The following is a 26,583-nucleotide window of genomic DNA, read 5'->3' on the forward strand; positions in this document are numbered from 1 at the left end:
CCTCCCTGTTCGTGTGTCCACGTAGGACAATGGGGTGTAGCCGGTCGCCGGTGGCGGTAAACCGTGACGACCGTCTCAAGTGGTCTGAGCGCAATCTTCACCACGTCTTTCGGCGCCCAGCAGGGCACCTCGCGGCGCCGCGATGCACCCGTCTGGACGGCGAAACACGGGGCAAAGGTTCGCGCTCAGACCGCTTGCTTCAAATTCCTGCGCAGTCGGGTGAAAAGACGAGCGTTGCTCATTGCCACGATGCCGACAATGTCTTCTTCGTTCGAACTGTCTCGATAGGTCGCCACGAACTTCCGGTCCTCGATGGACCCATCTTCGATGCGAACGTCGTTCGTCGCCCGTCCGATGAACTGGATCCGCACGCCGTACTGATCCGACCAGACGTAGCCGCCGTTGGTGTGCGTCGCGACGGTCTCACCCGCCAGCAGGTTGCGGGTGGCGACTTGCGCCTGCTCGGTCGCGGACGTCCAGTGCTCCGCGCGGTGGCCGGCGCAGTTCGCGACGTCGCCGACGGCGACGATGTTCTTCAGGTTCGTCACGCCGCCCGCGTCGCACACGACGCCGTTGTCGACCTTGACCGGCCCACCGGCGAGCCAGTCCGTGGCTGGACGCACGCCGATGCCCGCGACGACGACGTCGGCGTTGACATGACGGCCATTGGCCAGGTTGATTCCGCCGTCAACGTTGACTGAATCAACATTGATTCCGGTGATCAATGTTGATCCGTGGTCGCCGTGCAGCTGTCCACATGCGGCGCCCATCTCCGCGCCCAGTACGCGCGTGAGTGGTGTCGGGAGCGCCTCGATGACCGTGACGTCCTTGCCGAGGGAGCGCGCGCTCGACGCGATCTCCGCGCCGATGAACCCGGCGCCGATGATGCCGACGTGCTGGGCGGTGGCGAACGCTTCGCGGAGCTTGACGGCGTCGTCGAGGGTGCGCAAGACGTGCGTGTTCGGGATTGTGCGCGGTATGCCGCCCGTTGCGATGACGATGCCGTCGGCCTCGACTGTCGTGCCGTCGCTGAGCGCTACTTTGCCGTGGGACAGGAGTGCGGTCGCGCAGTTGCCGAGGCGCCATTCGGCGTTGAGGGCGTCGAGGTCGTCCTGATCGGCGAGCGGCACCGCCTCCACCTTGCCGAGAAGGAAGTCCTTCGAGAGAGGTGGCCGGTCGTAGGGCAGATGCACCTCATCGCCGACGATGACGAGCCGTCCGTCGAACCCCTGTCGGCGCAGTGCCTGCGCCGACCTCAAGCCGGCGAGTGATGCGCCGATGATCGCGATCGTCCTCACGCCACGTCCTTGTTCACCTCGACATCGACATAGACCACTCCATCTTTCACAAGAACGGGATAGGTCTTCACCGGTCTTTTGGCGGGCAGACAAGTCGGCTCGCCGGTGCGAAGGTCGAAGCTCGCGGCGTGCAGCGGGCACTCCACGAAGCATCCTTCGAGCCAGCCCTCGCTGAGGGAGGCGTCCTGGTGGGTGCAGGTGTCGTCGATGGCGTACAGGACACCGTCGGCGTTGAACACCGCTATGGGTGCATGAGGACCGACGATGCGCACCGCCTCTCCCGGGGGCAGGTCCATGAGAGCGCAGGCGCGGATCATCGTCGGCCTCCGTTGCGTGACGCGGCACACGTTCCGAATGACGCAACACAATGTGAGGCTCGCGCGACACGTAGTCAATAGTTCGAGTGAGTGTTTTGCCTGCCGGTTACTGTTGCGCGATGAGCAACTCCGACTCGGCAGCTCAGGTGCAGTCCGTCGACAGAGCCATCAGCGTGCTGGAACTCCTCGCCCAAGGCGAGGCCGGCATCACCGAAATCGCTGGTGAGCTGGGTGTGCACAAGTCCACGGTGTCCAGACTCGTCTCCGTGCTGGAGGCGCGTGGCCTGGTCGAGCAGCTCGGGGAAAGAGGCAAGTACGCCATCGGCTTCGGAGTCGTCCGCCTGGCCGGTGCCGCCACCGGTCGCATGGATCTGACCAAGCTCGGCCAGCCGGTGTGCCAGACGCTCGCCGACGAGTTCGGCGAGACCGTGAACATCGCCGTGCACGACGCCGGCGTCGCCATCAACATCACCCAGGCCCGCGGGTCCGCGGCCGTGTCGGCGGTGAACTGGATCGGCCAGCGCACGCCGTTGCACGCCACGTCGTCCGGCAAGGTCCTGCTCGCGTACCTGCCGGTCGAGGAACGCAAGCGGCTGGCGTCGCTGCCGCTCGACTCCTACACCGAGAACACCGTCGTGGATCCCGAACGGTTGCTGGCTGAGCTCGAGACGGTCGCATCGCAGGGGTATGCGGCCTGTTTCGAGGAGCTGGAGCTGGGACTGCACGCGGTCGCCGTCCCGGTGCGCGGTCATCGGGGTGAGGTCGTCGCGGCGATGAGTGCCTCCGGGCCGTCGTACCGGTTGTCGCGGCAGCGGGTCGAGGACATCGTGCCGGCGATGGTGTCGGCGGCGGCCGACCTGTCCGCGCAGCTCGGCTACTTCGCGGGCTGATCCCACCAGGGGACCCAGCCCCGGTCGTCCAGGTCCGTCCAGGTGGCCCTGAGGCGGTCGGCGAGCGTGCCGGCGAAGGCCACGGACGACTCGTGTGAGGCGTAGGCGATCCAGTCGAGGGTGTCGTCGGTCCAGGCACCCTCGGCTCCGGTGTAGACAGGTTCGAACAGGTCGAGGTCCAGCAGGGGAGCACGGGTCACCGTGCTCCCGGACCTCGACCACCCGGCGCAGGCCCATGCCCGCCAGCGCCTCGCGGACCAGCTCGATCCCGGGACCGTCCCACATCGCCGAGGCGTCGACCACGAGCACGTCCTCCGGAACGTCCTGCGTGATCAGCGGGTGCCACATGGTCTGTTGCAGGCCCCACCGCTGCTCCAGCCTGTGGCGCCACCCGGCCACCTCCTCGTCGCTGAAGACGCGGCGGTACCCCAGCGGCTCGACCACGAGGTCCTTCGCCGCCGGCCAGCTCTTGATCGACCTGCGGAACAGCTCGCGCTCGGCGGCGGCCGCCTCGGCCTCGATCGGGCCGAGATCGGTGGTGAAGACCGACTGCGCCGTCGTCGCGGCGGTGGCGAGGGCGGCGGCGAGCCGGTCGGGCGGCGGCAGGTCGTCCGGGTCGAGGCGCTCGATCTCGCGCAGCATCGCGGCCACCACGTTCTGCCGGGGGAAGATCCGCTTCTCTTCGTCGGTGTGGTCGCCGAGGCGCCTCCTGCTCTCCGGAGGGAGCGCGGCGTACTCGGCGTACAGCTTCCCGTTGCGGCTCCTGAGGTATCTGCGGGCCATCGTGTGCAGGGTGGCGGACTCCATGCGGGCGATTGTGCGCGACTTTCGAACGGCGGTATTGACACCAGGGCGCACTGGCCACAACTTGTTGCAGATGGCGGAACATGTTCTGTTTCGCGCAACGGCGGCGAAGGGGTGTCCGGATGCCTGCAGAGGTGCCTCGCGTGGTGATCGTGGGGGCGGGGATCGTCGGCTGTGCCCTTGCCGACGAGCTCACCGAACGGGGCTTCACCGACGTCACGGTCCTGGACCAGGCGCAGGGGCTCGCCGCGGGCGGTTCGAGCAGCCACGCGCCGGGGCTGGTGTTCCAGACGAACTCCTGCCGCAGCATGACCGCTTTCGCCCGCTACACGGTCGAGAAGTACACCGCGCTGGGGTGCTTCGACCAGATCGGCGGCCTGGAGATCGCCACGACCGAAGCCCGGCTGGCCGACCTGTCGCGTCGCCACGGCTGGGCCACGTCCTGGGGCGTGGAGAGCCGGCTCGTCGGGCCGGACGAGGTCGCGCGGCTGCACCCGCTGCTGGTCCGCGAGCAGATCCTGGGCGGGTTCCTGATTCCCAGCGACGGGCTCGCGAAGCCCGTGCTGGCGGCGGAGGTGCAGGCCCGGCGGGCCATCGCACGGGGTGCGCGCTTCGAGCTCGGGCAGAAGGTCGTCGCGGTGGAGACCTCCGGCGATCACGTCACCGGGGTGCGGACCGAGGCGGACACCTTCCCCGCCGACATCGTCGTGTCGTGTGCCGGGATGTGGGGTCCGGTGCTGGGGGAGATGGTCGGGCTGACCGTTCCGCTCGTGCCGATGGCGCACCAATACGTGTTCACGGGCGACCTGCCGGGAGTCAGTGCGGAAGCGCTTGCGCGGCAACCCATTCTGCGGCACCAGGAAGCCGACCTGTACTTCCGCGCCCACGGTGAGGCGTTGGGGATCGGGGCGTACGGGCACCGGCCGATGCCGATCGCGGCGCGCGACATCGCCGGATCGGAGCTGCCGTTCACCAAGGAGGACTTCGAGGCGTCGTGGGAGTCGGCCGTCGAGCTGATCCCTGCGCTGGCCGAAACCGGGGTGGATCGCGGGTTCAACGGGCTGTTCTCCTTCACCAGCGACGGGATGCCGTTGCTGGGCGAGCATCCGCGGCTCGGCGGGTTCTGGGTCGCGGAGGCGGTGTGGATCACGCACTCCGCCGGCGTGGCGAGGTCGATGGCCGAGTGGATCGTCGACGGGCAGCCGGAGCTGGACCTGCACTCGAGCGACCTCAACCGGTTCGAGCAGGTGCAGCTGGCGCCGGACTACGTGCTGGAGCGCAGCTGCCAGAACTTCGTCGAGGTGTACGACCTGCTGCACCCGTTGCAGCCCATGGAAAGCCCGCGGCCGGTCCGGACGAGTCCGTTCTACGAGCGGCAGAAGGACCTCGGCGCGTTCTTCCTGGAAGCCTCCGGCTGGGAGCGGCCGCACTGGTACGAGGCCAACGCGAACCTGCCGGAGGTCGCCGAGGTCCCGGACCGCAACGAGTGGGCGAGCCGGTACTGGTCGCCGATCTGCGGGGCCGAGGCGCTGGTGACGCGCAAGCGCGTGGCGATGTTCGACATGACACCGTTGAAGCGGCTGGAGGTCAGCGGGTCAGGGGCGCTGGAGTTCCTGCAGCGCATGACGACCAACAACCTCAACCGCAAGCCCGGTGCGGTCGTGTACACCCTGTTGCTCGACAACCGGGGCGGGATCAGAAGCGACCTCACCATCGCACGTCTCGACGAGACCACCTTCCAGGTCGGCGCGAACGGCAACCTCGATCTCGACTGGCTCACGAGGCACGCGCCGGACGATGTCCACGTCAGGGACATCACCGCCGGCACGTGCTGCATCGGCCTGTGGGGCCCCAAAGCACGCGATCTCCTCGACGACATCTCGCACACGATGAACACGCGGAAGGGTTACTTCACGGCGCAGCAGGCGTTCATCAAGAACGTGCCTGTGACGGCACTGCGACTGTCCTATGTGGGCGAACTCGGCTGGGAGCTCTACACGACCGCCGACCTCGGGCCGAAGCTCTGGGACACGCTGTGGGAGGCCGGGCAGCGCCACGGCGTCATCGCGGCAGGGCGAGGCGCGTTCAACAGCCTGCGACTGGAGAAGGGCTACCGGTCGTGGGGTACGGACATGACGACCGAACATGATCCGTACGAGGCGGGTCTCGACTTCGCGCTCTCGAAGGACAAGCAGTTCTACGGCAAGGGAGCCCTCCACAGGCGAATACCGGGCAGGAAGCTCACCTGCCTCACGATCGACGATCCGCGGCAGGTCGTCATGGGCAGCGAACCCGTGTTCCACCAAGGGGAAGCGGTCGGGTACGTCACGAGCGCGGCGTACGGGTACACGACCGGGCTCAACATCGCGTACGCGTGGTTGCCGCTCGGCGTGGACGAGGTGGAGATCGAGTACTTCGGCGAGCGCGTCAAGGCGCGTGCGGCGAGGGAGCCGTTGTTCGACCCCGAGATGAAGCGGCTCCGGGGCTGACGTGGCCCCGGGGACTCCATACGACGTCATCGTCATAGGGCTCGGCGGCATGGGCAGTGCCGCCGCGTACCGGCTCGCCCAGCGCGGGAAGAGGGTGCTGGGGCTGGAGAAGTTCACGCCCGTGCACACGCGGGGGTCGAGCCACGGTGGGTCGCGGATCACGCGGCAGGCCTACTTCGAGGACCCCGCGTACGTGCCGTTGCTGCTCAGGGCTCACGAGATGTGGGACCAGGTCGAGCGCGACAGCGGGGAGCGGATCTTCCACCGGGTCGGCGGTGTCATCGTGGGCCCGCCCGAGTCAGGCGCGGTCAGCGGCAGCAGGGCCAGTGCCGAGCAGTGGGGTCTGAAGCACGAGCTGCTGGACGCCCAGGAGATCCGCAAGCGCTTTCCCGCGATGCGTCCCCGGTCGGACGAGATCGCGCTGTACGAGGAAGCGGCTGGGTTCGTCGTGCCGGAGAACGCGGTGCGGGCCCACCTCGAACTCGCCGCGAAGGCGGGCGCCGATCTCCACTTCGAGGAGCCCGTGACGCACTGGGAGGAAGGCAGGGTCACCACGGCCGAGGCGACCTACCAGGCCGAGCACCTCGTGGTGTGCCCCGGCCCGTGGGCGCCGGAACTGTTGGAGGACCTCCAAATCTCGTTCGAGGTCGAACGTCAGGTCCAGTTCTACTTCACCCCGGAGGAGGACTTCGCCGGTCACCCGATCTACCTCTGGGACCGCGCGGACGGCACCGAGTTCTACGGGTTCCCGGACATCGGCGGCGCGGTGAAGGTCGCGTTCCACAGCGGTGGGGCGATCTGCACGCCGGAGACCGTCGATCGCACGGTGCACGACCACGAGGTCGAGGCCATCACGAACGCCACCAGGCCCGCGATGCCCGGCCTCGCCGGCACCTTCCAGCGTGCCGTCACCTGCCTGTACACCAACACCGCGGACCACCACTTCGTCATCGCACGGCATCCCGGGCACGGCGACGTGACCGTGGCGTGCGGCTTCTCCGGGCACAGCTTCAAGTTCGTGCCCGTCGTCGGCGAGATCCTCGCCGACCTCACGATCGACGGGGCCACGCGGCACCCGATCGCCCTTTTCGACCCTGCTCGCTTGAGAGGCGGAGCATGACCGGCAGCCTGATCTCCACCCTTGAGGGCCGCTACTACACCGACCCGGGGATCTTCGCGCAGGAGCAAGCCAGCATCTTCGAGAAGATGTGGTTCTGCGCGGTCAAGTCGGGTGACCTCGCGAACCCCGGCGACTTCCGCACCGTGCAGGTCGGGCGGGAAAGCGTGCTCATCGCACGGGACCGGCACGGCGGCCTCAACGCGTTCCTCAACGTCTGCCGGCACCGCGGCGCGCGCATCTGCGTCGACGAGGCGGGCAGCGTCAAGCGGGCGTTCCAGTGCCCGTACCACGCGTGGACCTACGCGTTGGACGGCAAGCTGATCGCCGCGCCGAACCTCACGTCGATGCCGGACGTCGACCGGGTGGAATACGGGCTGACGAAAGTCCATCTCCGTGAATGGCTCGGCTATGCCTGGGTGTGCCTCGCGGACGAACCGCCCAGCTTCTCCGACGACGTCCTGCACGCCGTGACGGAACGACTCGGCTCGCTGGAAGCGATCGACGGCTACGAGATCGACCAGTTGTCTGTGGGCAAACGAATCGTCTACGACGTCAAGGCCAACTGGAAGCTGATCATCGAGAACTTCATGGAGTGCTACCACTGCGCGACGATCCACCCCGAGCTCACCGAGGTGCTGCCCGAGTTCGCCGACGGCTACGCGGCGCAGTACTACGTCGGGCACGGCGCGGAGTTCGGTGACGAGATCAAGGGCTTCACCGTCGACGGCAGCGAGGGCTTCGGAAAACTTGCGGCCCTGGAAGAGGAAAGGGACCGGAAGTACTACGCGATCACGATCAAGCCGCAGGTTTTCGTGAACCTCGTGCCGGACCACGTGATTCTGCACCGCATGTACCCGGTGGCGGTCGATCGCACGATCGTCGAGTGCGATTGGCTCTACGCCAAGGAAGTGGTCGCCACCGGGCGTGACGTCTCTCGCTCGGTCGAGCTGTTCCACCGGGTGAACGAGCAGGACTTCGAAGCATGCGAGCGTTGTCAGCCCGCGATGTCCTCACGCGCTTACGCGCGCGGCGGAGTGCTGGTGCCCTCGGAGCATCACATCGGCGGTTTCCACGAGTGGCTCGTTCAGAAACTGGAATCAGCCGACTAGGGGATCGACGCGTCACCCGTGCACGCGAAAGCTTGCACGGGTGATGGAGCAGACGGACTTCTTGCTCCCGGACGGGGAGCACGATCTCCTCCGCCGCATCCGGCAGCTGGCCGAGCGCGCGGAACGGACGGCGCACAACCGGTCCAACCTCGTTGGCCCGCCGCCGTCGCAGGAACACCTGGACATCCTCGCGGAGATCAGGAAACTCACCGAGGAGATGACCACAGGCAGACGGGCCGAGGTGCTGCCCCGGCCCGCCAGACCCGCGGACGATCTCATCGGCGAGAGGTGGTGACCGTCAGCGGCGCTGGCCGCGCACCATCTTGACGAGACCCTTCATCGTCTCTTCCAGTCCCGAGCCGAACGGGTTGTCGTGCACCAGGTACGTCCACGTCGAGCTCGGGCGCTTCACCCCGGCGTCGGCGAGGTCGTAGCCGTCGTCAGTGATCTTGGCCGCCTCGTACTTGTCCTTGGCCATCTCCCACGACTCCGGCACGATCTTGTTGAACGCCGGGATCGCCTCGCGGTGGAACTCGTCCAGCGGGTTCTGCCGTGCCAGCGCACGCAGGTGGATGCCCTCACGCAGGTCTGACAGGAACGTCAGGTGGTGCGTCCACAGGTCGTCGAGGAAGAACAGCGTGATCTTGCGGGCGGCCTCACCGGCCACCTCGTTGGACACGCCTTCCTTCTCACCGAGCTTCTCCAGCGCGGCGTCCGTGCGCAACACCACGTCGCGGTGCTTGAGCAGCAGGTCGCGCTGGTGCTCGATCAGCTTGTTGTAGCGCCACGTGTTGCGGTGGATCTCCAGGTTCACGCCCTCGGCGACGCGCTGAGCGTGCTCGAAGGTGTGCAGCAGGCCCTTGTCCCGCACCCGGCCGTCGTTGTCCACTTCGGACGGCTCTTCCGCGTCTGGCGCGTACTGGGTGATCAGGTCGTCCTGCATCGAGGAGAAGAACACCGAGCCACCGGGGTCGCCCTGACGGCCGGCCCGGCCGCGCAGCTGGTCGTCCAGGCGTGAGGACGAGTGGCGCCCGGTGCCGATCACGTACAGGCCGCCCAGCTCGGCGATCCGGTCGTGATCCTCACCTTCGTGGCCGCCCAGGCGGATGTCCGTGCCGCGACCGGCCATCTGCGTGGAGACGGTGATGCGCTGGTACGAACCGGCGTCGGCGATGATCGCCGCTTCCTCGGCGTCGTTCTTCGCGTTGAGCACCACGCATTCGAGCCCGGCGTCGCGCAGCTTGGAGGAGATCCGCTCGGACTCGGCGACGTCGAGCGTGCCGACGAGGATCGGCCGCCCGGTCTCGTGGACGGTCTTGATCTCCTCGACGATCGCGTCTTCCTTCTGCTCCAGCGTCGCGTAGAGGCGGAACGGCTCGTCCTCGCGGATGTTCTCCTTGTTCGGCGGGATCACGAGCACCTCGAGCTCGTAGAACTCGCGCAGGGTCTCCGCGACGGCCACCGCGGTACCGGTCATGCCGCAGCGCGTCGGGTACCGCGACAGCAGCGCCTGCACCGTCATCGAGTCGAGGATCTCGCCGGACTCGGTGGTCTGCACGTTCTCCTTGGCCTCGACCGCGGCCTGCAGGCCGTCCGGCCACCGCTGGAGCTTCGCGACGCGGCCGCGGGTGTCGTTGATCAAATGCACCTTGCCGTCGCGCACGATGTAGTCGACGTCGCGGTGCAGCAGCACCTGCGCGTGCAGAGCCACGTTCACCTTCGACAGCGTGGAGGTGACGTGCTCCTGCGAGTAGAGGTCGATCTCGCCGAGCGCGCGTTCGACGGCCTCGGAGCCCGCACCCGTGAGGAACACGTTGCGCTCCTCGTCGTCGATCTCGTAGTGCAGGTTCTGCCGCAGTCGCTTCACCAGGTCGGCGATGACGGGGTCGGCAGCCTCCGCGCTGGTCGAGCCGGCGAGCACGAGCGGCACGCGGGCCTCGTCGACGAGCACCGAGTCGGCCTCGTCGATCAGCGCGACCTCCGGCTCCGGCACGATCAGGTCGTCGGGGCTCGTGACGATCCGGTCGCGCAGGATGTCGAAGCCGATCTCGCTGACCGGTGCGTACGTGACCTCGCACTGGTAGGCCTCGCGGCGCTCCTCTGCCTTCGAGCTGCCGTTGATCCAGCCGACCGTGACGCCGAGCAGCCGGTAGAGCGGCCCCATCCACTCCGCGTCGCGCTGGGCGAGGTAGTCGTTGACGCTGACCACGTGGACGCGCTTGCCCTTGATCGCGAACCCGCCGGCGGCCATGGCGCCCGCGAGCGTCTTGCCCTCACCGGTGGCCATCTCGACGACGAGCCCGCTGAGCATGCCGAGCGCGCCGAGCACCTGCACGTCGAACGGACGCTGCCCGATGGCGCGCTCGGCGGCCTCACGCGTGAGGGCCACGAGCTCGGTGTCGTCGCACTCTTCGCGCAGCTTCGCGGCGTGTGCCGTCAGCTCCTCGTCGCTGAGCGCTTTGAACGTCTCAGCGTGTTTCTCCACGTCCTTGAGCAGTGCCTGGAACGGGGCGAGGTCAACCGATGCCGGTTTCTGCGCGAACCGGCGCATCCGCTGCTTGAAGCGCGCCATGAGAGTGGTCACGAGCCAGGAACGTACGGCATCGCCTCGGGGTTCCGCAGAGGTCTTGACAGTGAAGGTGCGATTTGTCCGAATTTTACCTGATTTGCCCAGGTCAGCGATCGAACTCGGTCTCGCGGGGGCACCTTCTCCCAGAGCGCGATCTCGGCTTTGACGTCGTCGAGGTGGGTGAGCACGGCGTCGACCGCGTCCCCGCCCAGCGTCGGCCTGAGCGGGGTTTCGGCGGCGTCGAGCGCGGTCAAGATGGCGGCGGCGGTCTTGGCGGGGTCGCCCGGCTGCTTGCCGTTGCCCGCCGTGATCATCTGCCTGGTCCTGCCGACCGAGTCCGCGTAGATCTCGGTCTCCTTGGAGCCGCTGTAGCCGCTGAACAGGCTGGTGCGGAACGAGCCGGGTTCGACGATGAGAACTTTGACGCCGAACGACTTCATCTCGTCGGCCAGCGCCTCCGAGGGCCTTCCAGGGCGAACTTCGTGGCGCTGTGCGCGCCGAAGCCCGCGAACGACAGCTGGCCGCCCATGCTGCTCAGCTGGACGATCGCGCTGGGCTTCGAAGAGGTCGCGGAGCTCCTCGTCGGTCGTCTCCTCGACGGCGCCCACGTGGGTGCGGCCGGCGTTGTTGACGAGCACGTCGATGCGGCCGTGTTCCGCGATCACGTTGGCGACCGTGGTCCGGATGGCGTCGTGGTTGGTCACGTCCATCCGCACCGGGACGACCTGGCGAGGGTGGGTCCTCACCAGGTCGTCCAGTGACTCGATGCGACGTGCGGTGGCCACCACCTGGTCGCCCGCCGCCACCGCGGCCTCCGTGATGGCGCGGCGGAAGCCGCTGTTGGCGCCGGTGATCAGCCATACCCTGCTGGACGAGGTGCAGTCTCCCTCGGGTGAGTCGAGCCGTCCTGAAGAAGGCTTGCCAGACTCGTCCCCGAGAGAAACGTGGTCAAACGACTAACTGGCGTTCACCCGATGCGTCTCCGGCAGCTTGAGGGCCGAGAACAGCGTGGCCAGGCCCATCAGGCACAGGAACGCGGACACCGACATCGACGTCCCGGTCGCCCCGAGCAGCGCGGTCATGATGAACGGCGTGCCGCCGCTGACCAGGATCGACGCCAGCTGGTAGGCGAGCGAGGCGCCCGAGTACCGCACGTGCGGCTCGAACAGCTCGCCCAGGTACGCGGCGATCGGCCCGTACACGAGAGAGGACGCGATGCCTCCGATCGTCGTTGCGACGAACAGCAACAGCAGCGAGGCCGTGTCCACGAGCAGGAAGTACGGGAACGCCCACACGACCAGGCCGATGGCGCCCGCGATGATCAGCGGGCGGCGGCCGAGCCGGTCGGACGCGTGGCCCGCCCAGAGGATCACCGGGATGCTCACGGCCGACGACAGCAGGCTGACGACCAGCACCGACTCGCGAGAGAGGCCCAGCGTGACCGTGGCGTAGGAGAGGACGCCCGCGATCGAGACGTAGAAGATCGCGTTGGAGGCGAACATCAGGCCCGCACCGAGCAGGATCGGCCTGCGGTGGGTGCGCAGGGCCTCCTTCAGCGGGGCGTGCGCGACGGCGGGTGCGGTGGCGCGGCGTTCCTTCAGCTCGCGGAAGACCGGGCTGTCCTCGACCTTCAGCTGGATGAAGAGGACGACCGGGAAGAGCAGCGCCGAGGCCAGGAACGGGACGCGCCAGCCCCAGGACGCGAAGGCCTCGGCCGACATCGTCGTGGTGGCCGCGATGAACGCCACGTTGCCCAGCAGCACGCCGATCGGGACGCCCGCCTGGCCGAACGTGCCCGCGAAGCCGCGTTTCCCTGCGCCCGCCGACTCGGTGAGCAGCAGGACCACGCCGCCCCACTGGCCGCCGACCGCGATGCCCTGCAGGAAGCGGAGCGTGACGAGCAGGACGGGTGCGCCGACGCCGATGGTCGCGGACGTCGGGAGCAGGCCGATGAGGAACGTCGCCGCCGCCATGAGGGCCAGGCAGATGACGAGAGCGGGCTTGCGGCCGAACTTGTCGCCGACGTGGCCGAAGACCAGGCCGCCGATGGGACGGGCGATGAAGCCCGCCCAGAACGTGCTGAAGGACAACAGGAGGCCGACGATCGGGGTGGCCTCCGGGAAGAACAGTTTGGGGAACACGAGGGCCGCGGCGGTCGCGTAGATGAAGAAGTCGTACCACTCGATGGAGCTACCAACGAGTCCGGCTGCCATCAGCCTGCGCAAGGTCTTCTGTTCAGTCGGGGCGACACTGACCACGGCTTCTCCTCACCAGGTATCGACGAACGGGCGTTTCTTCCCTTGGGGGCGGGAAGTTGCGGGGGCGAGCGCGGTGGCGATCCAGCGGCGCGTGTCGGCCGGGTCGATCACGTCGTCGATCTCGAAGACACTCGCGACGTTCAGCGCTTTGCCGTGTTCGTACGCGCTCGCGACCATCTGGTCGAAGCGCTGCTTGCGTTCTTCGGGGTCCTCGATGGCGTCGAGCTCGCGTCTGAACCCGAGCTTGACCGCGCCTTCGAGGCCCATCGGGCCGAACTCGCCGGTGGGCCAGGAGACGGCGAACTGGGGAACCTTGAGCGAGCCGGCCGCCATCGCCTGGGCGCCGAGGCCGTACGCCTTGCGCAGGATCACCAGTCCGAAGGGGACGGTGAGGTTGGCGCCGGTGACGACCATGCGGGTCAGGTGGCGGACCGTGGCGGTGCGTTCGGCGTCGGGGCCGACCATGAAGCCCGGGGTGTCAGCCAGGGAGACGACCGGGAGATCGAACGCGTCCGCGAGCTGGAGGAAGCGGGCGCACTTGTCGGCGGCGTCGGCGTCGATCGCGCCGCCCAGGACGTTGGGGTCGTTGGCGATCAGGGCGAGCGGGCGGCCTTCCACGCGGATCAGGGCGGTGACGATGGCCTTGCCGAAGCCGTTCCTCAGCTCCAGGACCGAGCCGGTGTCCGCGAGGGTGTCGATGACCTTGCGGATGTCGTAGGCGCGGAGGCGGTTCTGCGGGATGGCGTGGCGGAGGAGGCGCTGGTCGGCGCACTTCCACGAACCGGAATTGTCGGTGCTGTCTGGGAGAATTGGATTCAGGGGTTCCCCCGAGGGCGCGGACGAAGGCTGCGCGTTCGGCGAGGGGACGCCTGCGGGAGCCTGGAAGCCTGCTGGAGCCTGGAAGTACGAGAGGTACTTCTTGGCGACGGCCACCGCTTCCTCTTCGGTGCGCACGGCGATGTCCACGACGCCGTTGGGCACCTGCACGTCGAGCGGGCCGATGTCCTCCGGCCGGAACGTGCCCAGGCCGCCGCCCTCGATCATCGCCGGGCCGCCCATGCCGATGTTCGCGCCGTCCACCGCGATGATCACGTCGCACGTGCCGAGCAGCACCGCGTTGCCCGCGAAGCAGCGGCCCGCGACGATCCCGATCAGCGGGACCTGGCCGCTCAGCCGGGCGAACGCGTGGAACGAGCCGCAGTCGAGGCCGCTGACCATGCTGTGGTCGGTGTCGCCTGGACGTCCGCCGCCACCCTCGGCGAACAGCACCACGGGCAGGTTCTCCTGCTGTGCCAGGGCGAACAACCTGTCCTTCTTCTGATGGTTGCGCAGGCCCTGGGTGCCGGCGAGCACGGCGTAGTCGTAGGACATCGCCACGATGCGTTGGCCGTTCACGACGCCGATGCCGGCCACCAGGCCGTCGGCGGGAGTGCGCTCGATCAGCTCCTGAAGCGAGCGGCGCTGGCGTTGGGCGGCGATCGCCAGTCCGCCGTACTCGACGAAGGACGAACAGAGGTCCGCGATGTTCTCGCGCGCGGTCCGCCCGCCGGCGGCGTGTCGTCGCGCGGCAGCTTCGGGACGATCGAGCTGATGGCGTTCGAGCACCTCGGCCAGATCCGGCCGGACGTGCTCGAGATCGACCTCGGCCGAGTCCTCGGTGGACTCACCCGAACCGGACGCGAGCAGCTGCCCCTCCGCGACCGTGTCGCCCACGGCCACCAGCACATCGCCGGACACGCGCACGACGTGCTGCATCTTCATCGCTTCCAGCACAACCGAATCAGCCGTCACGGCCACGACGGTGCCCGCCAGCGGAGCCCGCATGCCGGAAGCCGGCTCCTCGGCCACGAAGTCCGTGGTCGCCCCGACGATGTCGCGGGACAGCAGCGACTTCAGGAACTCCAGGTTCGTCGAGACGCCCTCGATCCGGAAGTCGCGCAACGCCCGCCGCGCCCGGTTCAGGGCGACGTCGAGATCCTCACCGTGCACCACGAGCTTCGCCAGCAACCCGTCGTACCGCGTCCCGACCCGGTAGCCCGGATACCCGTGCGTGTCGACGCGGATTCCAGGCCCGGAAGGCAGCGCGAACGTCGACAACACGCCACCGGACGTCTGGTTCACCCGCACCTGCACTGCCGCACCGCGATCAGCCGGGGTGAAGTCGACGTCGCCGCCCCAGGCCAGCAACAGCTGGGTGCGCACGAGGTCCACACCGGACACCATCTCGGTCACGGTGTGCTCGACCTGCAACCGCGGGTTGACTTCCAGGAACGCGAACGAGTCCCCGGCCACCAGGAACTCCACCGTGCCGACCCCGGTGTACCCGACAGCGGAGGCGATGGCGGCGGCCGCTTCGTGAAGTGCCTTGCGCAGCGACGGATCCAGCAGGGGCGCCGGAGCGATCTCCACGACCTTCTGATGGTGCAGCTGCAGGGAGCAGTCGCGGTCACCGACCACCGACGTGCCGACCAGCTGCACCTCGATGTGCCGGGCGGAGGGCAGCAACCGTTCGAAGTAGACGTCCCCGACCCCGAACGCCGCCAGCGCTTCCGCCCGGCACGCCTCGACGGCGCTGTCGAGGTCCTCGGGCGCGTACACCGCCCGCATGCCCTTGCCGCCACCGCCGGCGACCGCCTTGACCATCACGGGGAACTCGCCCGGTGCCGCGTCCAGCACCGGAATCCCCAGCGAAGCCGCCAGATCCCGTGCCCGGCGCTTGTCGCCCAGCAGCTCCAGCACGTCCGGCCGCGGCCCCACGAACGTCAGCCCGCGCGCCTCGCAGGCACGGGCGAAGCCGGCGTTCTCGGAGAGGAAACCCCACCCCGGATGCACCGCCTGACAGCCGTCCGCCGCATCCAGCAGCTGATCCACGTCCAGGTAGGGCGCATCTCCACGGAGCGCGACCGCGCGGTCCGCCAGCGTCACGTGCAGGGCGGAGGCGTCGTCCTCCGCGTACACCGCCACGGTGCGGATGCCCAGGTCAGCGGCCGCGCGCAGCACGCGGACGGCGACCTCACCCCGGTTGGCGACGAGCAGCACGGCAATCCTCCTGAGCGACCGCTTAGTATGTGACGGCGGTCGCATGTTGCCACCTGAGGTCAACAGAAGTCCATACGGAACCGATCGGGGAGGTGAGACGTCAACGGAACGCTTCAGCGCGAACCGACGATTCAGTGGGCAGACTTCCCCGCAAAGTTGCGAAGGGCTTCAGGAGGCCGCAGTGGTGTTCAAGAGGATGTTGCGCGCGTTCGGCGTGGGCGGGCCGACTGTCGACACGGTGCTGACCAACCCGAACGTGCGTCCCGGCGAGATGTTGTCGGGCGAGGTCAGGATCGCCGGTGGCGACCACCCCGCCGAGATCGACCACGTCACGCTGGCGCTGCTCACCCGCGTCGAGGTCGAGAGCGGCGACAACGAGTACAACACCAACATGGAGTTCCACAAGTTCTCCGTGGGACAGCGGATCATGGCGCAGCCGCACCAGAACCTCTCGCTGCCGTTCCAGGTTCCGGTGCCGTTCGAGTGCCCGCTCAACGTCGTGGGAGGCATGCAGCTCTCCGGCATGCAGCTGGGCCTGCGCACCGAGCTGGAGGTCCGCGGCGCTGTCGACCCCGGTGACCTCGACCCGATCTGGGTGCACCCGCTGCCGTCGCAGGACGCGGTGCTGCAGGCTTTCGGGCAGATGGGCTTCCGCTTCACCAAGGCGGACAACGAGCGCGGCCGCATCCACGGCGTGCCGCAGCAGCTGCCGTTCTACCAGGAGATCGAGTTCTACCCGCCGCCGCAGTTCGCCGGCCGCGTCAAGCAGGTCGAGCTGACCTTCGTGACGACGCCGACCGAGCTGCACGTGGTCCTGGAGGCGGACAAGCGCGCCGGCCTGCTCCGTGCGGGCGGCGACGCCTACGGCAGGTTCGCCGTGTCGCACCAGCAGGCCGCCGGCACCGACTGGACCGCCACGATCAACCAGTGGATGAGCCAGGTCTCCGGTAGCCGCTGGTAGCTCTCGAGCTGCGGACCGCGACGAGTGACGGGATGATTTTCTGCGAGATCCCCCACCTCAAACGGGGACTGGCGTAGGAGGCGGTCGTGACCATCGACAGCATCATCGGCGCACTCATCATCGGTCTGATCCTCGGCCTGCTCGGCAAGCTGTTCGCACCGGGCAAACAGGCCATCCCGATCTGGCTGACCCTGCTGGTCGGCATCGCGGCCGCGTTCATCGGGTCGTGGATCGCGAAGCTGCTCGGCGTGCAGACCACACCCGGCATCGACTGGATCGAAGTGATCGTTCAGATCATCGTCGCGGCGATCGGCGTCTCGGTCGTGGCGGGGGTGTACGGCCGCAAGTCGGTCAGTTAGCCGGGCGGAGCATCCTGAGGACGAGGTCGGCGTACAACGCGCCGATCTCGTCCGGGGTCCGCTTTCCGCCGGGCTGGTACCAGCGCGCGACGTCGATGCACAGCGACAGGACGGCGAGCGTCGCGCCCTTCAGGTCCGGGACGTCGAAGACGCCCTCGGCCACGCCGTCCGCGATGTAGGACCGCATCTGCTGGTCGATCTGCCGGCGCAGCTCCGCCACCTGCGCGTGGTGCTCTGGGGAGAGCGCGCCGAGCTCGTACTGCACCACCCGCGCCGTCGTGTGGAACTCCGCGTGCCAGCCCGCGAACGCCGCCACCGCGTTCCTCAGCCGTTCCACCACGTCGCCGCCCTGGATGCGGGACAACAGCTTGAGCGACGTCTCGTGACCGACGAGCGAGATGTTGAAGAGGAGCTCCTCTTTGGACCGGTAGTGGATGTACACGGCCGCCGGCGACATTCCCGCCAGAGAGGCGATGTCTCGGGTCGTCGTGGCGTGATATCCCTTGCCCGCGAACGCGTGCGCGGCGGCGATGAGCATGCGGCGGGCGGCGTCCGGGGTGACCGAGCGCCACGTCTCGTCGAGCAGCGCGAACTCATCCAGTCCGGTCGTCGTCATCGGGCCTGCTCCTCGCGTGTTGACAGGTGATGAATCGTACTGCACGCTAAGCGGGCGCTTAGCGCTAAGCAACCGCTTAGTATGGAGGTAGTCGTGCAGCGGACGCTGTTCAACGAGGATCACGCCGCGTTCCGGGAGTCGGCGAAAGCGTTCGTCGAGCGCACGATCACGCCGAACGTCGAGAAGTTCATCGAGCAGCGCGTGATCGACCGCGACGTGTGGCTGGAGGCCGGTCGCCAGGGCCTGCTGGGGCTCGAGATCCCCGAGGAGTACGGCGGCAGCGGCGCGAACGACTACCGGTTCAACACCGTGTTCGCCGAGGAGCTGTGCCGGGTCAACGCCGCAGTCGCGTCGTCGCTGGGCATCCACGGCGACGTCGTGGCGCCTTACCTCGTCGACCTGTGCACCGAGGAGCAGAAGCAGCGCTGGCTGCCCGGCATGTGCACCGGTGAGATCAAGACCGGTATCGCGATGACCGAGCCGTCCGGCGGCTCCGACCTCGCCGCGCTGAAGACCAACGCCGTGCGTGACGGTGACGACTGGATCCTCAACGGCTCCAAGACGTTCATCACCAACGGCTACACCGCCGACATGATCGTCGTGGCGGCCCGCACGGACCCGTCGAAGGGTGCGAAGGGCATCACGCTGTTCGCCGTCGAGACCGGCATGCCCGGCTTCGAGCGCGGCCGCAAGCTCGACAAGGTCGGCCAGCACCCGTCCGACACCGCGGAGCTGTTCTTCTCCGACGTGCGCCTGCCGTCCGCGAACGTGATCGGCGAGGTCGACAAGGGCTTCATCTACATGATGGAACGCCTGCCGCAGGAGCGGATCGGTGCCGCCATCTCGAACCTCGCGCACGCGCAGGGTGTCTTCGACGAGACGCTCGAGTACGTGAAGGAGCGCAAGGCGTTCGGGCAGGCGATCGGCAAGTTCCAGCACAACAAGTTCCTGCTGTCGGAGCTGCGCACCAAGCTCGACGTCACGCAGGCGTTCGTCGACACCCTGACCATGCAGCACGTCCGGGGCGAGCTGACCTCCGTCGAGGCGGCGCAGGCGAAGTACTGGAGCGCCGAGGTCGAGAACGACGTCATCGACGCATGTGTGCAGCTGCACGGCGGCTACGGCTACATGACCGAGTACCGCGTCGCCCGCGCCTGGATGGACGCCCGTGTCACGAAGATCTGGGCGGGCTCCAACGAGATCATGAAGGAACTCATCGGCCGCGACCTGGGCCTGTAAGGGGTGTCTTGTGGCTGAAGCAGTCATCGTTTCCACCGCCCGGTCGCCGATCGGCCGTGCGCGCAAGGGATCTCTGGTCTCGTTGCGCCCGGACGACCTCGCCGCGCAGGTGATTTCCGCGGCGCTGAAGGACGTTCCGGCCACCGAGATCACCGACCTGCACCTCGGTTGTGCCGAGCCGCAGGACGAGCACGGCCAGAACATCGCGCGCCGTGTCGCCGTGCAGCTCGGTTACGACAACCTGCCGGGCACGACCGTGAACCGGTTCTGCGCTTCTTCGGTGCAGACCGCGCGCATGGCCTTCCACGCGATCAAGGCGGGGGAGGGGCACGCGTTCATCTCCGCGGGTGTCGAGTGCGTCTCCCGGTACATGCACTCCGGTGCGCCGTCGTTCAACCCGTTGTTCGACGAGGCTCAGCAGCGGACGCTGGACACGGCGGCGTCCAACGTCGCCTGGACCGACCCGCGGCTCGACGGCAAGCTGCCCGACTACTACATCGCGATGGGGCAGACGGCGGAGAACGTCGCCACGCAGATGGGCATCTCGCGGCACGACCAGGACGAGTTCGGCGTGCGGTCGCACAACCTCGCGGAGAAGGCGATCGCGGACGGGTTCTTCGCCCGCGAGATCACGCCGGTGGTGCTGCCCGACGGCACGGTCGTTTCCACCGACGACGGACCCCGTGCCGGCGTCACCTACGAGGCTGTTTCGGCGCTGAAGCCGTCGTTCCGGCCCGAGGGCACGGTGACGCCCGGCAACTGCTGCCCGTTGAACGACGGTGCCGCCGCGGTGGTGATCATGAGTGACGTGCGGGCGCGTGAGCTCGGGCTGACTCCGTTGGCACGCATCGTGTCCACGGGTGTCTCCGGGCTTTCGCCGGAGATCATGGGGCTCGGCCCGGTCGACGCGACCCGCCAGGCTCTGGCGCACGCCGGTCTGTCCATTTCGGACATAGACCTGGTGGAGATCAACGAGGCGTTCGCGGTGCAGGTGCTCGGCAGTCAGCGGCAGCTGGGCATCGACATCGACAAGCTGAACGTGCACGGTGGTGCCATCGCTCTCGGGCACCCGTTCGGCTCGACCGGTGCGCGGATCATGACGACGCTGATCAACGGCATGCAGGCCCGCGACGCCCAGTTCGGTCTCGAGACGATGTGCGTCGGTGGCGGACAGGGCATGGCGATCATCCTGGAAAGGCTTTCGTAGTGGGCATCCTGGACAAGTTCCGGCTGGACGGGAAGGTCGCGATCGTCACGGGCGCGTCCTCTGGTCTCGGTGTGGCGTTCGCGCGCGGTCTGGCCGAGGCGGGCGCGGACGTGGTGCTGGCGGCACGTCGTGCGGACAAGCTGAAGGACACGGCTGCGCTCGTCGAGTCGGTCGGGCGGCGTGCTCTTGTGGTGCAGGCGGACGTTTCGCAGCCCGACGACTGCCGTGAGGTGGCGCGTGCGGCGGCTGAGTTCGGCACCGTGGCGGTGCTGGTGAACAACGCGGGTGTCGCCTCGGCGGTGCCGGCGTCGCGCGAGACGCCGGAGGAGTTCCTCGGCGTCATGGACGTGAACCTCAACGGCGCGTACTGGATGGCGCAGGCGGCGGCTTCGGTGATGAAGTCCGGCGGGTCGATCATCAACATCTCCAGCGTGCTGGGGCTCGTGACCGGTGGCATCCCGCAGGCGGCCTACTCGGCGTCGAAGGCCGGTCTGCTGGGCCTGACGCGCGATCTGGCGCAGCAGTGGACCGGGCGCAAGGGCATTCGCGTCAACGCGATCTGCCCAGGGTTCTTCTCCTCGGAGATGACCGACCAGTACCCGCCCGGCTACATGGAGAAGATGCAGGCGGCCCTGCCCTCCGGTCGCATCGGTGATCCGGAGGAGCTGGCCGCGGCCGTCGTCTTCCTGGCCTCACCGGCCGGTGGGTACGTGACCGGTGCGACGCTCGTGGTCGACGGTGGAGCCGTCATCGTTTGACCCTGATCGGCGTAATGCAAAACGGCCTCCTCGACGCGTCTAATCCTTGTCGAGGGGGCCGTTTTGCATGAGGGGGAGCCGTGCATGAGCCGGAGTTCAAAGCCGTCGATCCGCGAAAACGGTTCCTGCTGTGGTTCGTGCCGCCGCTCGCGGTGTTCGCGGCCGGCCTGACGGTGTTGCTGGTCTCCGGGCACGTCACCGGTCCGTTCCGGCACATCACCGTGGTGCGCGCGATGCTCGCGTCCAAGCGCGACTTCTTCCAGGACGAGCAGGTCAAGCGCATCCTCATGGCGCGCGGCTACCAGGTGCACGTGACGCCGGTCGGCTCCCGCGACCTGGCCCGCACGCCCGACCTGGACTCCTACCACTTCGTGTTCCCCTCCGGGCACGTGGCGAACGAGCACGTGAAGGCCCGGCGGACGGGGAAGCACGCGGTGCCGTTCCGGCCGTTCTTCACGCCAGTCGTGCTCGGTACGTTCCGGGAGTACGCCGAGGCGCTCGTCAAAGCGGGTGTGGCGACGCCGTACGACAGGGGCGAGCAACCGTTTTACTACAACCTGGACGTCGACCAGTTCATGAAGCTGGTCGTTGCGCACAAGCGGTGGAGCGATTACAAGCTGGCCAACGGCAACCGGGTGATCATCCAGTCACCGGACCCGTGCAAGGCCTATTCGGGAGCGGTGCTGGTCGGGTTCCTCGCGTCCGCCGTCGACGACAACCCGCCCCAGACCGTGGCGGACGCTGAGGCACGGGCCAGAGAGGTCAAGCCGCACGTCGACGCGCAGGGCCAGGCCGGTGAGGACATGGCGCCGAAGTACTTCGCGCCGGAGGGGCCGACGCACGCGGTCATCGCGGTGATCTACGAACACCAGTACCTCGCCCACCAGCTGAACAGACGGGGTGCCGACAAGGAGCGCGTGCTGCTCTACCCGACCGTGCAGCACCAGAGCACGCCAGAGCTGATCTCGTTCTCGCCAGAGGGCGACCGGATAGGCGAGCTGATGATGACCGACCCTGCGCTGCGGCGGCGCGCGGTCGAGCTGGGTTTCCACTCACTGGGCTGGAACGGCGCGACGGAGCAGGACTTCGCCGGCCACCTCACCGGGCAGGGGCTGCCGGAGCCGCCGAGCGGTGAGACGGGGCGGGTGGCGCTGCCCAAGGCGGAGCTCTTCGAGCGCATGCTCGACGTGGTCGGCGACTGCCGATGAGGATCCTCGCCGCGGTGGTGCTGCTCCTGCTGGCCGCGTGCACGGCCAGCACGCCGGAGCCGGTCCGGTTGAAGGTGGTGGCGAGCCCGGAGCTCGCCGACCTCGGTCCCGTGCTCGCGGAACTGAAGCGCGCCACCGGGGTCGAGCTGGCGGTCGAGCACCGCGGCACGGTCGAGGCCAGCCGGTCGCTCGCCGGGTTCGACCTGGCGTGGTTGTCCACCAACAGGTTCCTGCGGCTGCGGGGCGCCGAGCCCGCGCTGTCGTCGAGCATCATGACGTCCCCGGTGGTGCTCGGCGTGAAGCCGGGCAAGCGGGCCGTGCTCGGCGAGAAGCCGACGTGGGCGGACGTCGCCGACCGGGCCGCGGTGGGGGAGTTTCGCTATGGCATGGCTGATCCGCAGGTGTCCGGTGGCGGGATGGCCGCGCTCATCGGGGTCGCCACGGCGGCCGCGGGCACCGGAGCGGCGTTGCGGCCCGAGGACGTGAGCTGCGACCGCCTGCAGGGATTCCTGGCGGGGCGGGTCTTCGACGTGCCGGACCCGATCTCCGAGTACACCCGCCGCCAGTCCGATGTGGACGGAGTGGTCGCGCACGAGTCGGAACTGCTGGCGCTCAACGCGTCCGGACGTGTCTCCGAGCCGCTGGAGATCGTCTACCCGCGCGACGGCATCGTGCTGTCGGACTACCCGCTCATGCTGGTCGATCCCGCGCACCGGGCCGCCTACGACCGGGTCGTGGAGTGGCTGCGGTCGCCCGCGGCGCAGCGGATGATCGCCGAACGCACCTGGCGCCGCCCCGTCGACCCGGCCACCCCGCGCGACGAGAAGCTGCGCACCGGCATCGGCACCGCGCTGTACTTCCCGGACACCCAGCAGGTCCTCGACCGGCTGCTCGTCTTCCACGACCGCGCGGGCGACGGCCGCCAGGTGATCTTCGTGCTGGACTACTCGACGTCCATGCGCGGCCCGCGAATCGCCGCGTTGCGGGAGGCGTTCGCGTCCCTCAACGGGTTCGACCGCTTCTACACCGGCGAGACGGTCACGATCGTGCGGTTCGCGGGCTCCGTGCTGGAGGAGCGGTCGATCACGGTGCGCGGCCGGCCGGACCTCGACGCGCTGCTGGCCGTCGTGGCGTCCGACGACCTGCGGGACAACACCGCGATCTGGGCCGCGCTGGACCACGCGCTGCGCCTCGCCCGCGGTGAGACGACGGTCGTGCTGATGACGGACGGCGAGAACAACGCGGGCCCGTCAGTCGACGAGTTCCTCCGCGTAGGGCGGGGCGAGGTGCCCGTGTACCCGGTCAGGTTCGGCGAGGCCTCGGTGGCGGAGCTGGACCGCGTGGCCCAGGCCAGCGGCGGCCGACTCGTGGACGCCGGCGCGAAGTCGTTGCTGGAGGCGGTGAGGGAGATCCGTGGGTGTCGATAGAGCGCTCTGGTGGTCCGTGTCGTGGGGCTGGATCCTGCTGTGGGTCGCGACGCTGATCGCGTTCGTCGTGGTGGTCGTCCTGGCGGTGCGGTGGGCGCGGCGGCGCGTCCCGCAGTCCGAGGTGCCGGGCCTGCTGTTCTACGTGCACGGCCTGAGAATGATCAACCTGTGCAAGGTGGGCCGGTACGACGACGCGGTCACCCGGCAGTTCGTCAAGCAGATCACCGTCACCAAGAACGGCAAGCTGCAGGTGGGCCCCAGCGAGTTCGGCATCGGTGTGGACGGCTCGGTGATCGAGCAGAACACGGCCAACTACGAGAAACCCGCGACGGAGATCGACGTCATCGGCGTCGTGCTGGCGGGACTGCGCGCCGCGCACGGCGTGGTGGACGTCGACCTGACGACGCAGACGATCGTCGCCGACGAGGCGTGGCGCCGCGGGAAAGCAAGACGGCTCAACGACATCCGCGACTACGTGTCGCTGCGCGGCCGGTTCCAGCTCGACGGGGGAACCGACGAGAAGGCGGTGCTGCTCGCCCCGGCCGGCAAGCACCGCGTCCGCGTCGAGTGCGACCGCGCGAGCCTGCGCGACACCCTGCCGCCGGGCCAGTTCAACGCGCGGTGCCTGGGCAAGGTCCAGTCGTGGAACGCGGAGACCGGCGAGATCGTGGTGCTGCCGGTCGTCGTATTCCAGTAGACGGGCAGGGGACGATCAGCGCGTGATATCGCTGGACCACGTACTGGTCGTCGACGTGGAGTCGACGTGTTGGGAAGGATCTCCGCCTCCCGGTGAGGTCTCGGAGATCATCGAGATCGGCATCTGCCCGGTCGAGGTCGCCACTGGCGTCCGCGGCTCGCGGCGCAGCATTCTCGTGCGGCCTTCGCGGTCGTCCGTCAGTCCGTTCTGCACTCGGCTGACGACGCTGACACAGGCCGATGTCGACGGTGGTGTCTCGTTCGCCGAGGCCTGCGCTTTGCTGCGCAAGGAGTTCCGGTCGGATCGCCGGGTCTGGGCCTCGTACGGTGACTACGACCGGAAGATGTTCGAGCGGCAGTGTGCGGACTTCGGCGTGAAGTACCCGTTCGGGCCGCGGCACGTCAACGTGAAGACGCTCTTCGCGTTGGTGCACGTGTTGCCGCGCGAGGTCGGGATGGCAGAGGCGGTGCGCATCGCCGGGCGGCAGCTCGACGGCACGCACCACCGCGGCCACGACGACGCCTACAACATCGCGGGCCTGCTGGCCGGGCTGCTCAGAAAGTGATCACGTCGGCCGTGCTCGGGTCCGTCTTGCCCGCCAGCACGGCCTGCCACACCTCGGCGAGCTCGTCCGGACCACTGTGCTGAACGACGCTCACCCAGTCGCCGGCCTGAGCGGTGAACGCGCGCCAGGCCGCGCCGAAACGCTCAGCGAGACCCTCGGAGCCCCAGTCGGCGGTGCGCTTGCGCAGCTGCTCGGGAGCGAAGAAGAACTCCGACCGCGGGTCGGCCGAGGCCTTCTGCTGGGTGAGACCGATCGAGATGTCCTTGACCAGGTTGTCGCCGAGGCGGTCGTGCAGCGTTGAACGCAGGTCGGCCGAGCCGCTGAAGTCGAGGTAGACCGAAGGTTCGACATCCACCAAAGCGTCGTAGGGGAGCACGCTGTCGTAGAGGCCGAGGCCGGTCGTGAACTCCACGTTGCGCGGCGAGGTGAGGCCCACCAGCCGTACGCCCTTGTCCTTGAGGCACTGGGCGGTGCCGAACGCCGTCTTGCTGGAGGCGGAGGAGATCACGACGGTGCGGGCGCCGTGGAAGTCGTTGTCCGCCAGCTGGTCGGCGAGCAGGAACGACGTCAGGAACAGCGGGCGGTACAGCACCTGCAGGTCTTCCTGCTGGGCGTCGTAGGCCGGGTCCTTCGACGTGACCAGGTAGCTGTTGTACACGGCCGGCAGGTCGGCGCGGTGCTCGGCCGTGTCGACGAAGCCCGCTGAGGTCAGCTTGGCGCGCACGACGAGGTGGCTCGCCATCGGCAGGTAGCCGTAGACGCGGGTGCCGGCCGGCAGGGCGTCCACTGTGGAGTCGACGACGTCGGCGAAGCCCCACACCGGGATGACGCCGCGGCCCTCGGCGGCGGTGGGGAAGAAGCGCCAGTAGCCGATCATGTCGCCGATCACGCCGTAGGTGACGTTGTTGGCGGTGAGGCCGACCCGGTCGACGCGGAGCAGCACCTCGCAGTCGGACAGCTCGGAGGACTCGGGGAGTTCGTCGTGCAGGACTTCGGTTTTGGTGAGGTCGTCGCGGTCAACGACGACGGTCCAACGACTGATCATTGCCAGGATTCTCCTTGGTCGGGAGGTACGCTCCGGTCGTGACCGTGCCTGAAAGACTGATCGACGCCGCCACCCGCCTGTTCGCGGACAAGGGGTACGAGCGGGTCGCCGTGCAGGAGATCGTGGAGCGCGCCGGTGTCACCAAAGGCGCGATGTACCACTATTTCGGGTCTAAGGACGACCTGCTGCACGAGATCTACGGGCGGTTGCTGCGGATGCAGACCGAGCGGCTGGAGAAGATCGCGAACGGGGACGGGCCGATCACCGACCGGCTGCGCGAGGCGGCCGTCGACGTGATCGTCACCAGTGTCGACAACTTCGACGCCGCCAAGGTGTTCTTCCGCTCGATCGACCACCTCTCCGCGGAGAAGCAGAAGGAAGTGCGGGCGGAACGGCGGCGGTACCACGAGAAGTTCCGCGGGCTGGTCGAGGAAGGGCAGCGGGACGGGACCTTCCGCGCCGACGTGCCCGCTGATCTGGCCACCCACTACTTCTTCGGGTCGCTGCACCACCTGGGCACGTGGTACCGCCCGGACGGGGAGATCCCGGCCGGGCGGCTGGCGGAGCACTACGCGGATCTGCTGATCCACAGCCTCGGTGTCTGATCT

General features: G+C 68.3%; 25 protein-coding genes. 16 read left to right on the forward strand and 9 right to left on the reverse strand.

Features of this window, described 5'->3' with window-relative positions:
• Positions 1-185: 185 nt before the first annotated feature.
• Both C8D87_RS42445 and C8D87_RS42450 read right to left on the reverse strand, forming a co-directional pair.
• Positions 186-1,298, reverse strand: coding sequence for an NAD(P)/FAD-dependent oxidoreductase (locus C8D87_RS42445; RefSeq protein ID WP_112232113.1), 1,113 nt, complete (start codon positions 1,296-1,298; stop codon positions 186-188).
• A complete protein-coding gene (locus C8D87_RS42450; protein WP_109638945.1) occupies positions 1,295-1,615 on the reverse strand; it encodes a bifunctional 3-phenylpropionate/cinnamic acid dioxygenase ferredoxin subunit in 321 nt (106 codons plus the stop codon). The genes C8D87_RS42445 and C8D87_RS42450 overlap by 4 nt, the downstream gene beginning before the upstream one ends.
• A gap of 119 nt (positions 1,616-1,734) precedes the next feature.
• Here C8D87_RS42450 and C8D87_RS42455 point away from each other — a divergent pair, with 119 nt between their 5' ends.
• Positions 1,735-2,505, forward strand: coding sequence for an IclR family transcriptional regulator (locus tag C8D87_RS42455; protein ID WP_170155114.1), 771 nt, complete (start codon positions 1,735-1,737; stop codon positions 2,503-2,505).
• On the opposite strand, the gene C8D87_RS42460 is transcribed toward C8D87_RS42455, so the two are convergent.
• The gene (locus C8D87_RS42460; protein ID WP_112232115.1) at positions 2,490-2,705 is read right to left on the reverse strand and encodes a hypothetical protein; all 216 of its coding nucleotides are present in this window, start codon (positions 2,703-2,705) and stop codon (positions 2,490-2,492) included. The genes C8D87_RS42455 and C8D87_RS42460 overlap by 16 nt on opposite strands.
• A 1-nt stretch (position 2,706) precedes the next feature.
• On the opposite strand from C8D87_RS42460, the gene C8D87_RS45495 reads away from it, so the two are divergent.
• The 5 genes from C8D87_RS45495 to C8D87_RS42480 are packed head-to-tail and all read left to right on the forward strand — an operon-like array spanning position 2,707 to position 8,322.
• Positions 2,707-3,459: a hypothetical protein gene (locus C8D87_RS45495; RefSeq protein WP_146772065.1), complete on the forward strand. Its 753-nt coding sequence runs from the start codon at positions 2,707-2,709 to the stop codon at positions 3,457-3,459.
• A complete protein-coding gene (locus C8D87_RS42465) occupies positions 3,432-5,798 on the forward strand; it encodes a GcvT family protein (RefSeq protein WP_112232117.1) in 2,367 nt (788 codons plus the stop codon). The genes C8D87_RS45495 and C8D87_RS42465 overlap by 28 nt, the downstream gene beginning before the upstream one ends.
• Position 5,799: 1 nt before the next feature.
• Positions 5,800-6,918 carry an N-methyl-L-tryptophan oxidase gene (gene solA, locus C8D87_RS42470; protein WP_170166788.1) on the forward strand — a complete coding sequence of 373 codons (1,119 nt, stop codon included), beginning with the start codon at positions 5,800-5,802 and terminating at the stop codon, positions 6,916-6,918.
• Positions 6,915-8,027 carry an aromatic ring-hydroxylating oxygenase subunit alpha gene (locus tag C8D87_RS42475; RefSeq protein WP_170155112.1) on the forward strand — a complete coding sequence of 371 codons (1,113 nt, stop codon included), beginning with the start codon at positions 6,915-6,917 and terminating at the stop codon, positions 8,025-8,027. Before solA ends, C8D87_RS42475 begins: the two co-directional genes overlap by 4 nt.
• A gap of 43 nt (positions 8,028-8,070) precedes the next feature.
• Positions 8,071-8,322 (forward strand): hypothetical protein, encoded by a 252-nt coding sequence (locus C8D87_RS42480; RefSeq protein ID WP_109638940.1) that lies wholly within the window; start codon positions 8,071-8,073, stop codon positions 8,320-8,322.
• Between the two features lie 3 nt (positions 8,323-8,325).
• Here the strand turns inward: C8D87_RS42480 and secA2 are convergent, their stop codons facing one another.
• From secA2 to C8D87_RS42500, 4 genes are all read right to left on the reverse strand, one after another.
• Positions 8,326-10,611, reverse strand: coding sequence for an accessory Sec system translocase SecA2 (gene secA2 / locus C8D87_RS42485; protein WP_109638939.1), 2,286 nt, complete (start codon positions 10,609-10,611; stop codon positions 8,326-8,328).
• Entirely contained in the window at positions 10,608-11,453 is an 846-nt protein-coding gene (locus C8D87_RS42490) for an SDR family NAD(P)-dependent oxidoreductase (protein WP_325049768.1), read from the reverse strand. Before C8D87_RS42490 ends, secA2 begins: the two co-directional genes overlap by 4 nt.
• Before the next feature lie 99 nt (positions 11,454-11,552).
• Positions 11,553-12,854, reverse strand: a complete 1,302-nt coding sequence (locus C8D87_RS42495) for an MFS transporter (protein WP_233439943.1) — start codon at positions 12,852-12,854, stop codon at positions 11,553-11,555.
• Between the two features lie 9 nt (positions 12,855-12,863).
• Positions 12,864-15,899 (reverse strand): carboxyl transferase domain-containing protein, encoded by a 3,036-nt coding sequence (locus tag C8D87_RS42500; protein WP_411711536.1) that lies wholly within the window; start codon positions 15,897-15,899, stop codon positions 12,864-12,866.
• A 175-nt stretch (positions 15,900-16,074) separates the two neighbouring features.
• Between C8D87_RS42500 and C8D87_RS42505 the strand changes: the two genes are divergently transcribed.
• Both C8D87_RS42505 and C8D87_RS42510 read left to right on the forward strand, forming a co-directional pair.
• Complete coding sequence (locus C8D87_RS42505; RefSeq protein ID WP_112232121.1) at positions 16,075-16,854, forward strand: sporulation protein; 780 nt, start codon at positions 16,075-16,077, stop codon at positions 16,852-16,854.
• Between the two features lie 86 nt (positions 16,855-16,940).
• Positions 16,941-17,213, forward strand: coding sequence for a GlsB/YeaQ/YmgE family stress response membrane protein (locus tag C8D87_RS42510; RefSeq protein WP_109638935.1), 273 nt, complete (start codon positions 16,941-16,943; stop codon positions 17,211-17,213).
• Here C8D87_RS42510 and C8D87_RS42515 read toward each other — a convergent pair.
• A complete protein-coding gene (locus C8D87_RS42515; RefSeq protein ID WP_112232123.1) occupies positions 17,206-17,829 on the reverse strand; it encodes a TetR/AcrR family transcriptional regulator in 624 nt (207 codons plus the stop codon). The genes C8D87_RS42510 and C8D87_RS42515 overlap by 8 nt on opposite strands.
• Positions 17,830-17,922: 93 nt before the next feature.
• On the opposite strand from C8D87_RS42515, the gene C8D87_RS42520 reads away from it, so the two are divergent.
• From C8D87_RS42520 to C8D87_RS42550, 7 genes are all read left to right on the forward strand, one after another.
• A complete protein-coding gene (locus tag C8D87_RS42520) occupies positions 17,923-19,068 on the forward strand; it encodes an acyl-CoA dehydrogenase family protein (RefSeq protein ID WP_109638933.1) in 1,146 nt (381 codons plus the stop codon).
• Positions 19,069-19,078: 10 nt separating this feature from the next.
• Positions 19,079-20,275, forward strand: coding sequence for an acetyl-CoA C-acetyltransferase (locus C8D87_RS42525; protein ID WP_112232125.1), 1,197 nt, complete (start codon positions 19,079-19,081; stop codon positions 20,273-20,275).
• The gene (locus C8D87_RS42530; protein ID WP_109638931.1) at positions 20,275-21,033 is read left to right on the forward strand and encodes an SDR family NAD(P)-dependent oxidoreductase; all 759 of its coding nucleotides are present in this window, start codon (positions 20,275-20,277) and stop codon (positions 21,031-21,033) included. Before C8D87_RS42525 ends, C8D87_RS42530 begins: the two co-directional genes overlap by 1 nt.
• An 80-nt stretch (positions 21,034-21,113) precedes the next feature.
• A complete protein-coding gene (locus C8D87_RS42535) occupies positions 21,114-22,241 on the forward strand; it encodes a hypothetical protein (RefSeq protein ID WP_112232127.1) in 1,128 nt (375 codons plus the stop codon).
• Positions 22,238-23,668 carry a vWA domain-containing protein gene (locus C8D87_RS42540; RefSeq protein ID WP_112232129.1) on the forward strand — a complete coding sequence of 477 codons (1,431 nt, stop codon included), beginning with the start codon at positions 22,238-22,240 and terminating at the stop codon, positions 23,666-23,668. Before C8D87_RS42535 ends, C8D87_RS42540 begins: the two co-directional genes overlap by 4 nt.
• Positions 23,655-24,365: a hypothetical protein gene (locus C8D87_RS42545; protein ID WP_146772067.1), complete on the forward strand. Its 711-nt coding sequence runs from the start codon at positions 23,655-23,657 to the stop codon at positions 24,363-24,365. Before C8D87_RS42540 ends, C8D87_RS42545 begins: the two co-directional genes overlap by 14 nt.
• A gap of 22 nt (positions 24,366-24,387) precedes the next feature.
• Positions 24,388-24,930, forward strand: a complete 543-nt coding sequence (locus C8D87_RS42550) for a 3'-5' exonuclease (protein ID WP_109638927.1) — start codon at positions 24,388-24,390, stop codon at positions 24,928-24,930.
• Here the strand turns inward: C8D87_RS42550 and C8D87_RS42555 are convergent.
• Complete coding sequence (locus C8D87_RS42555; RefSeq protein ID WP_112232133.1) at positions 24,920-25,975, reverse strand: DUF2855 family protein; 1,056 nt, start codon at positions 25,973-25,975, stop codon at positions 24,920-24,922. The two genes, C8D87_RS42550 and C8D87_RS42555, sit on opposite strands and share 11 nt — an antisense overlap.
• A 38-nt stretch (positions 25,976-26,013) precedes the next feature.
• Between C8D87_RS42555 and C8D87_RS42560 the strand changes: the two genes are divergently transcribed.
• Entirely contained in the window at positions 26,014-26,580 is a 567-nt protein-coding gene (locus C8D87_RS42560) for a TetR/AcrR family transcriptional regulator (RefSeq protein WP_233442549.1), read from the forward strand.
• The last annotated feature ends 3 nt before the right edge of the window (positions 26,581-26,583 follow it).

It is taken from the genome of Lentzea atacamensis (genome assembly GCF_003269295.1).
Taxonomy (GTDB): Bacteria; Actinomycetota; Actinomycetes; order Mycobacteriales; family Pseudonocardiaceae; genus Lentzea; species Lentzea atacamensis.

What these genes read in the sequence shown, in the direction of transcription:
- C8D87_RS42465 (WP_112232117.1), top strand. Translation starts at nt 3,432, where the DNA reads ATGCCTGCAGAGGTGCCTCGCGTGGTGATCGTGGGGGCGGGGATCGTC.
- C8D87_RS42555 (WP_112232133.1), bottom strand. Translation starts at nt 25,975, where the DNA reads ATGATCAGTCGTTGGACCGTCGTCGTTGACCGCGACGACCTCACCAAA.
- C8D87_RS42480 (WP_109638940.1), top strand. Translation starts at nt 8,071, where the DNA reads ATGGAGCAGACGGACTTCTTGCTCCCGGACGGGGAGCACGATCTCCTC.
- C8D87_RS42540 (WP_112232129.1), top strand. Translation starts at nt 22,238, where the DNA reads ATGAGGATCCTCGCCGCGGTGGTGCTGCTCCTGCTGGCCGCGTGCACG.
- C8D87_RS42475 (WP_170155112.1), top strand. Translation starts at nt 6,915, where the DNA reads ATGACCGGCAGCCTGATCTCCACCCTTGAGGGCCGCTACTACACCGAC.
- C8D87_RS42515 (WP_112232123.1), bottom strand. Translation starts at nt 17,829, where the DNA reads ATGACGACGACCGGACTGGATGAGTTCGCGCTGCTCGACGAGACGTGG.
- C8D87_RS42450 (WP_109638945.1), bottom strand. Translation starts at nt 1,615, where the DNA reads ATGATCCGCGCCTGCGCTCTCATGGACCTGCCCCCGGGAGAGGCGGTG.
- C8D87_RS42455 (WP_170155114.1), top strand. Translation starts at nt 1,735, where the DNA reads ATGAGCAACTCCGACTCGGCAGCTCAGGTGCAGTCCGTCGACAGAGCC.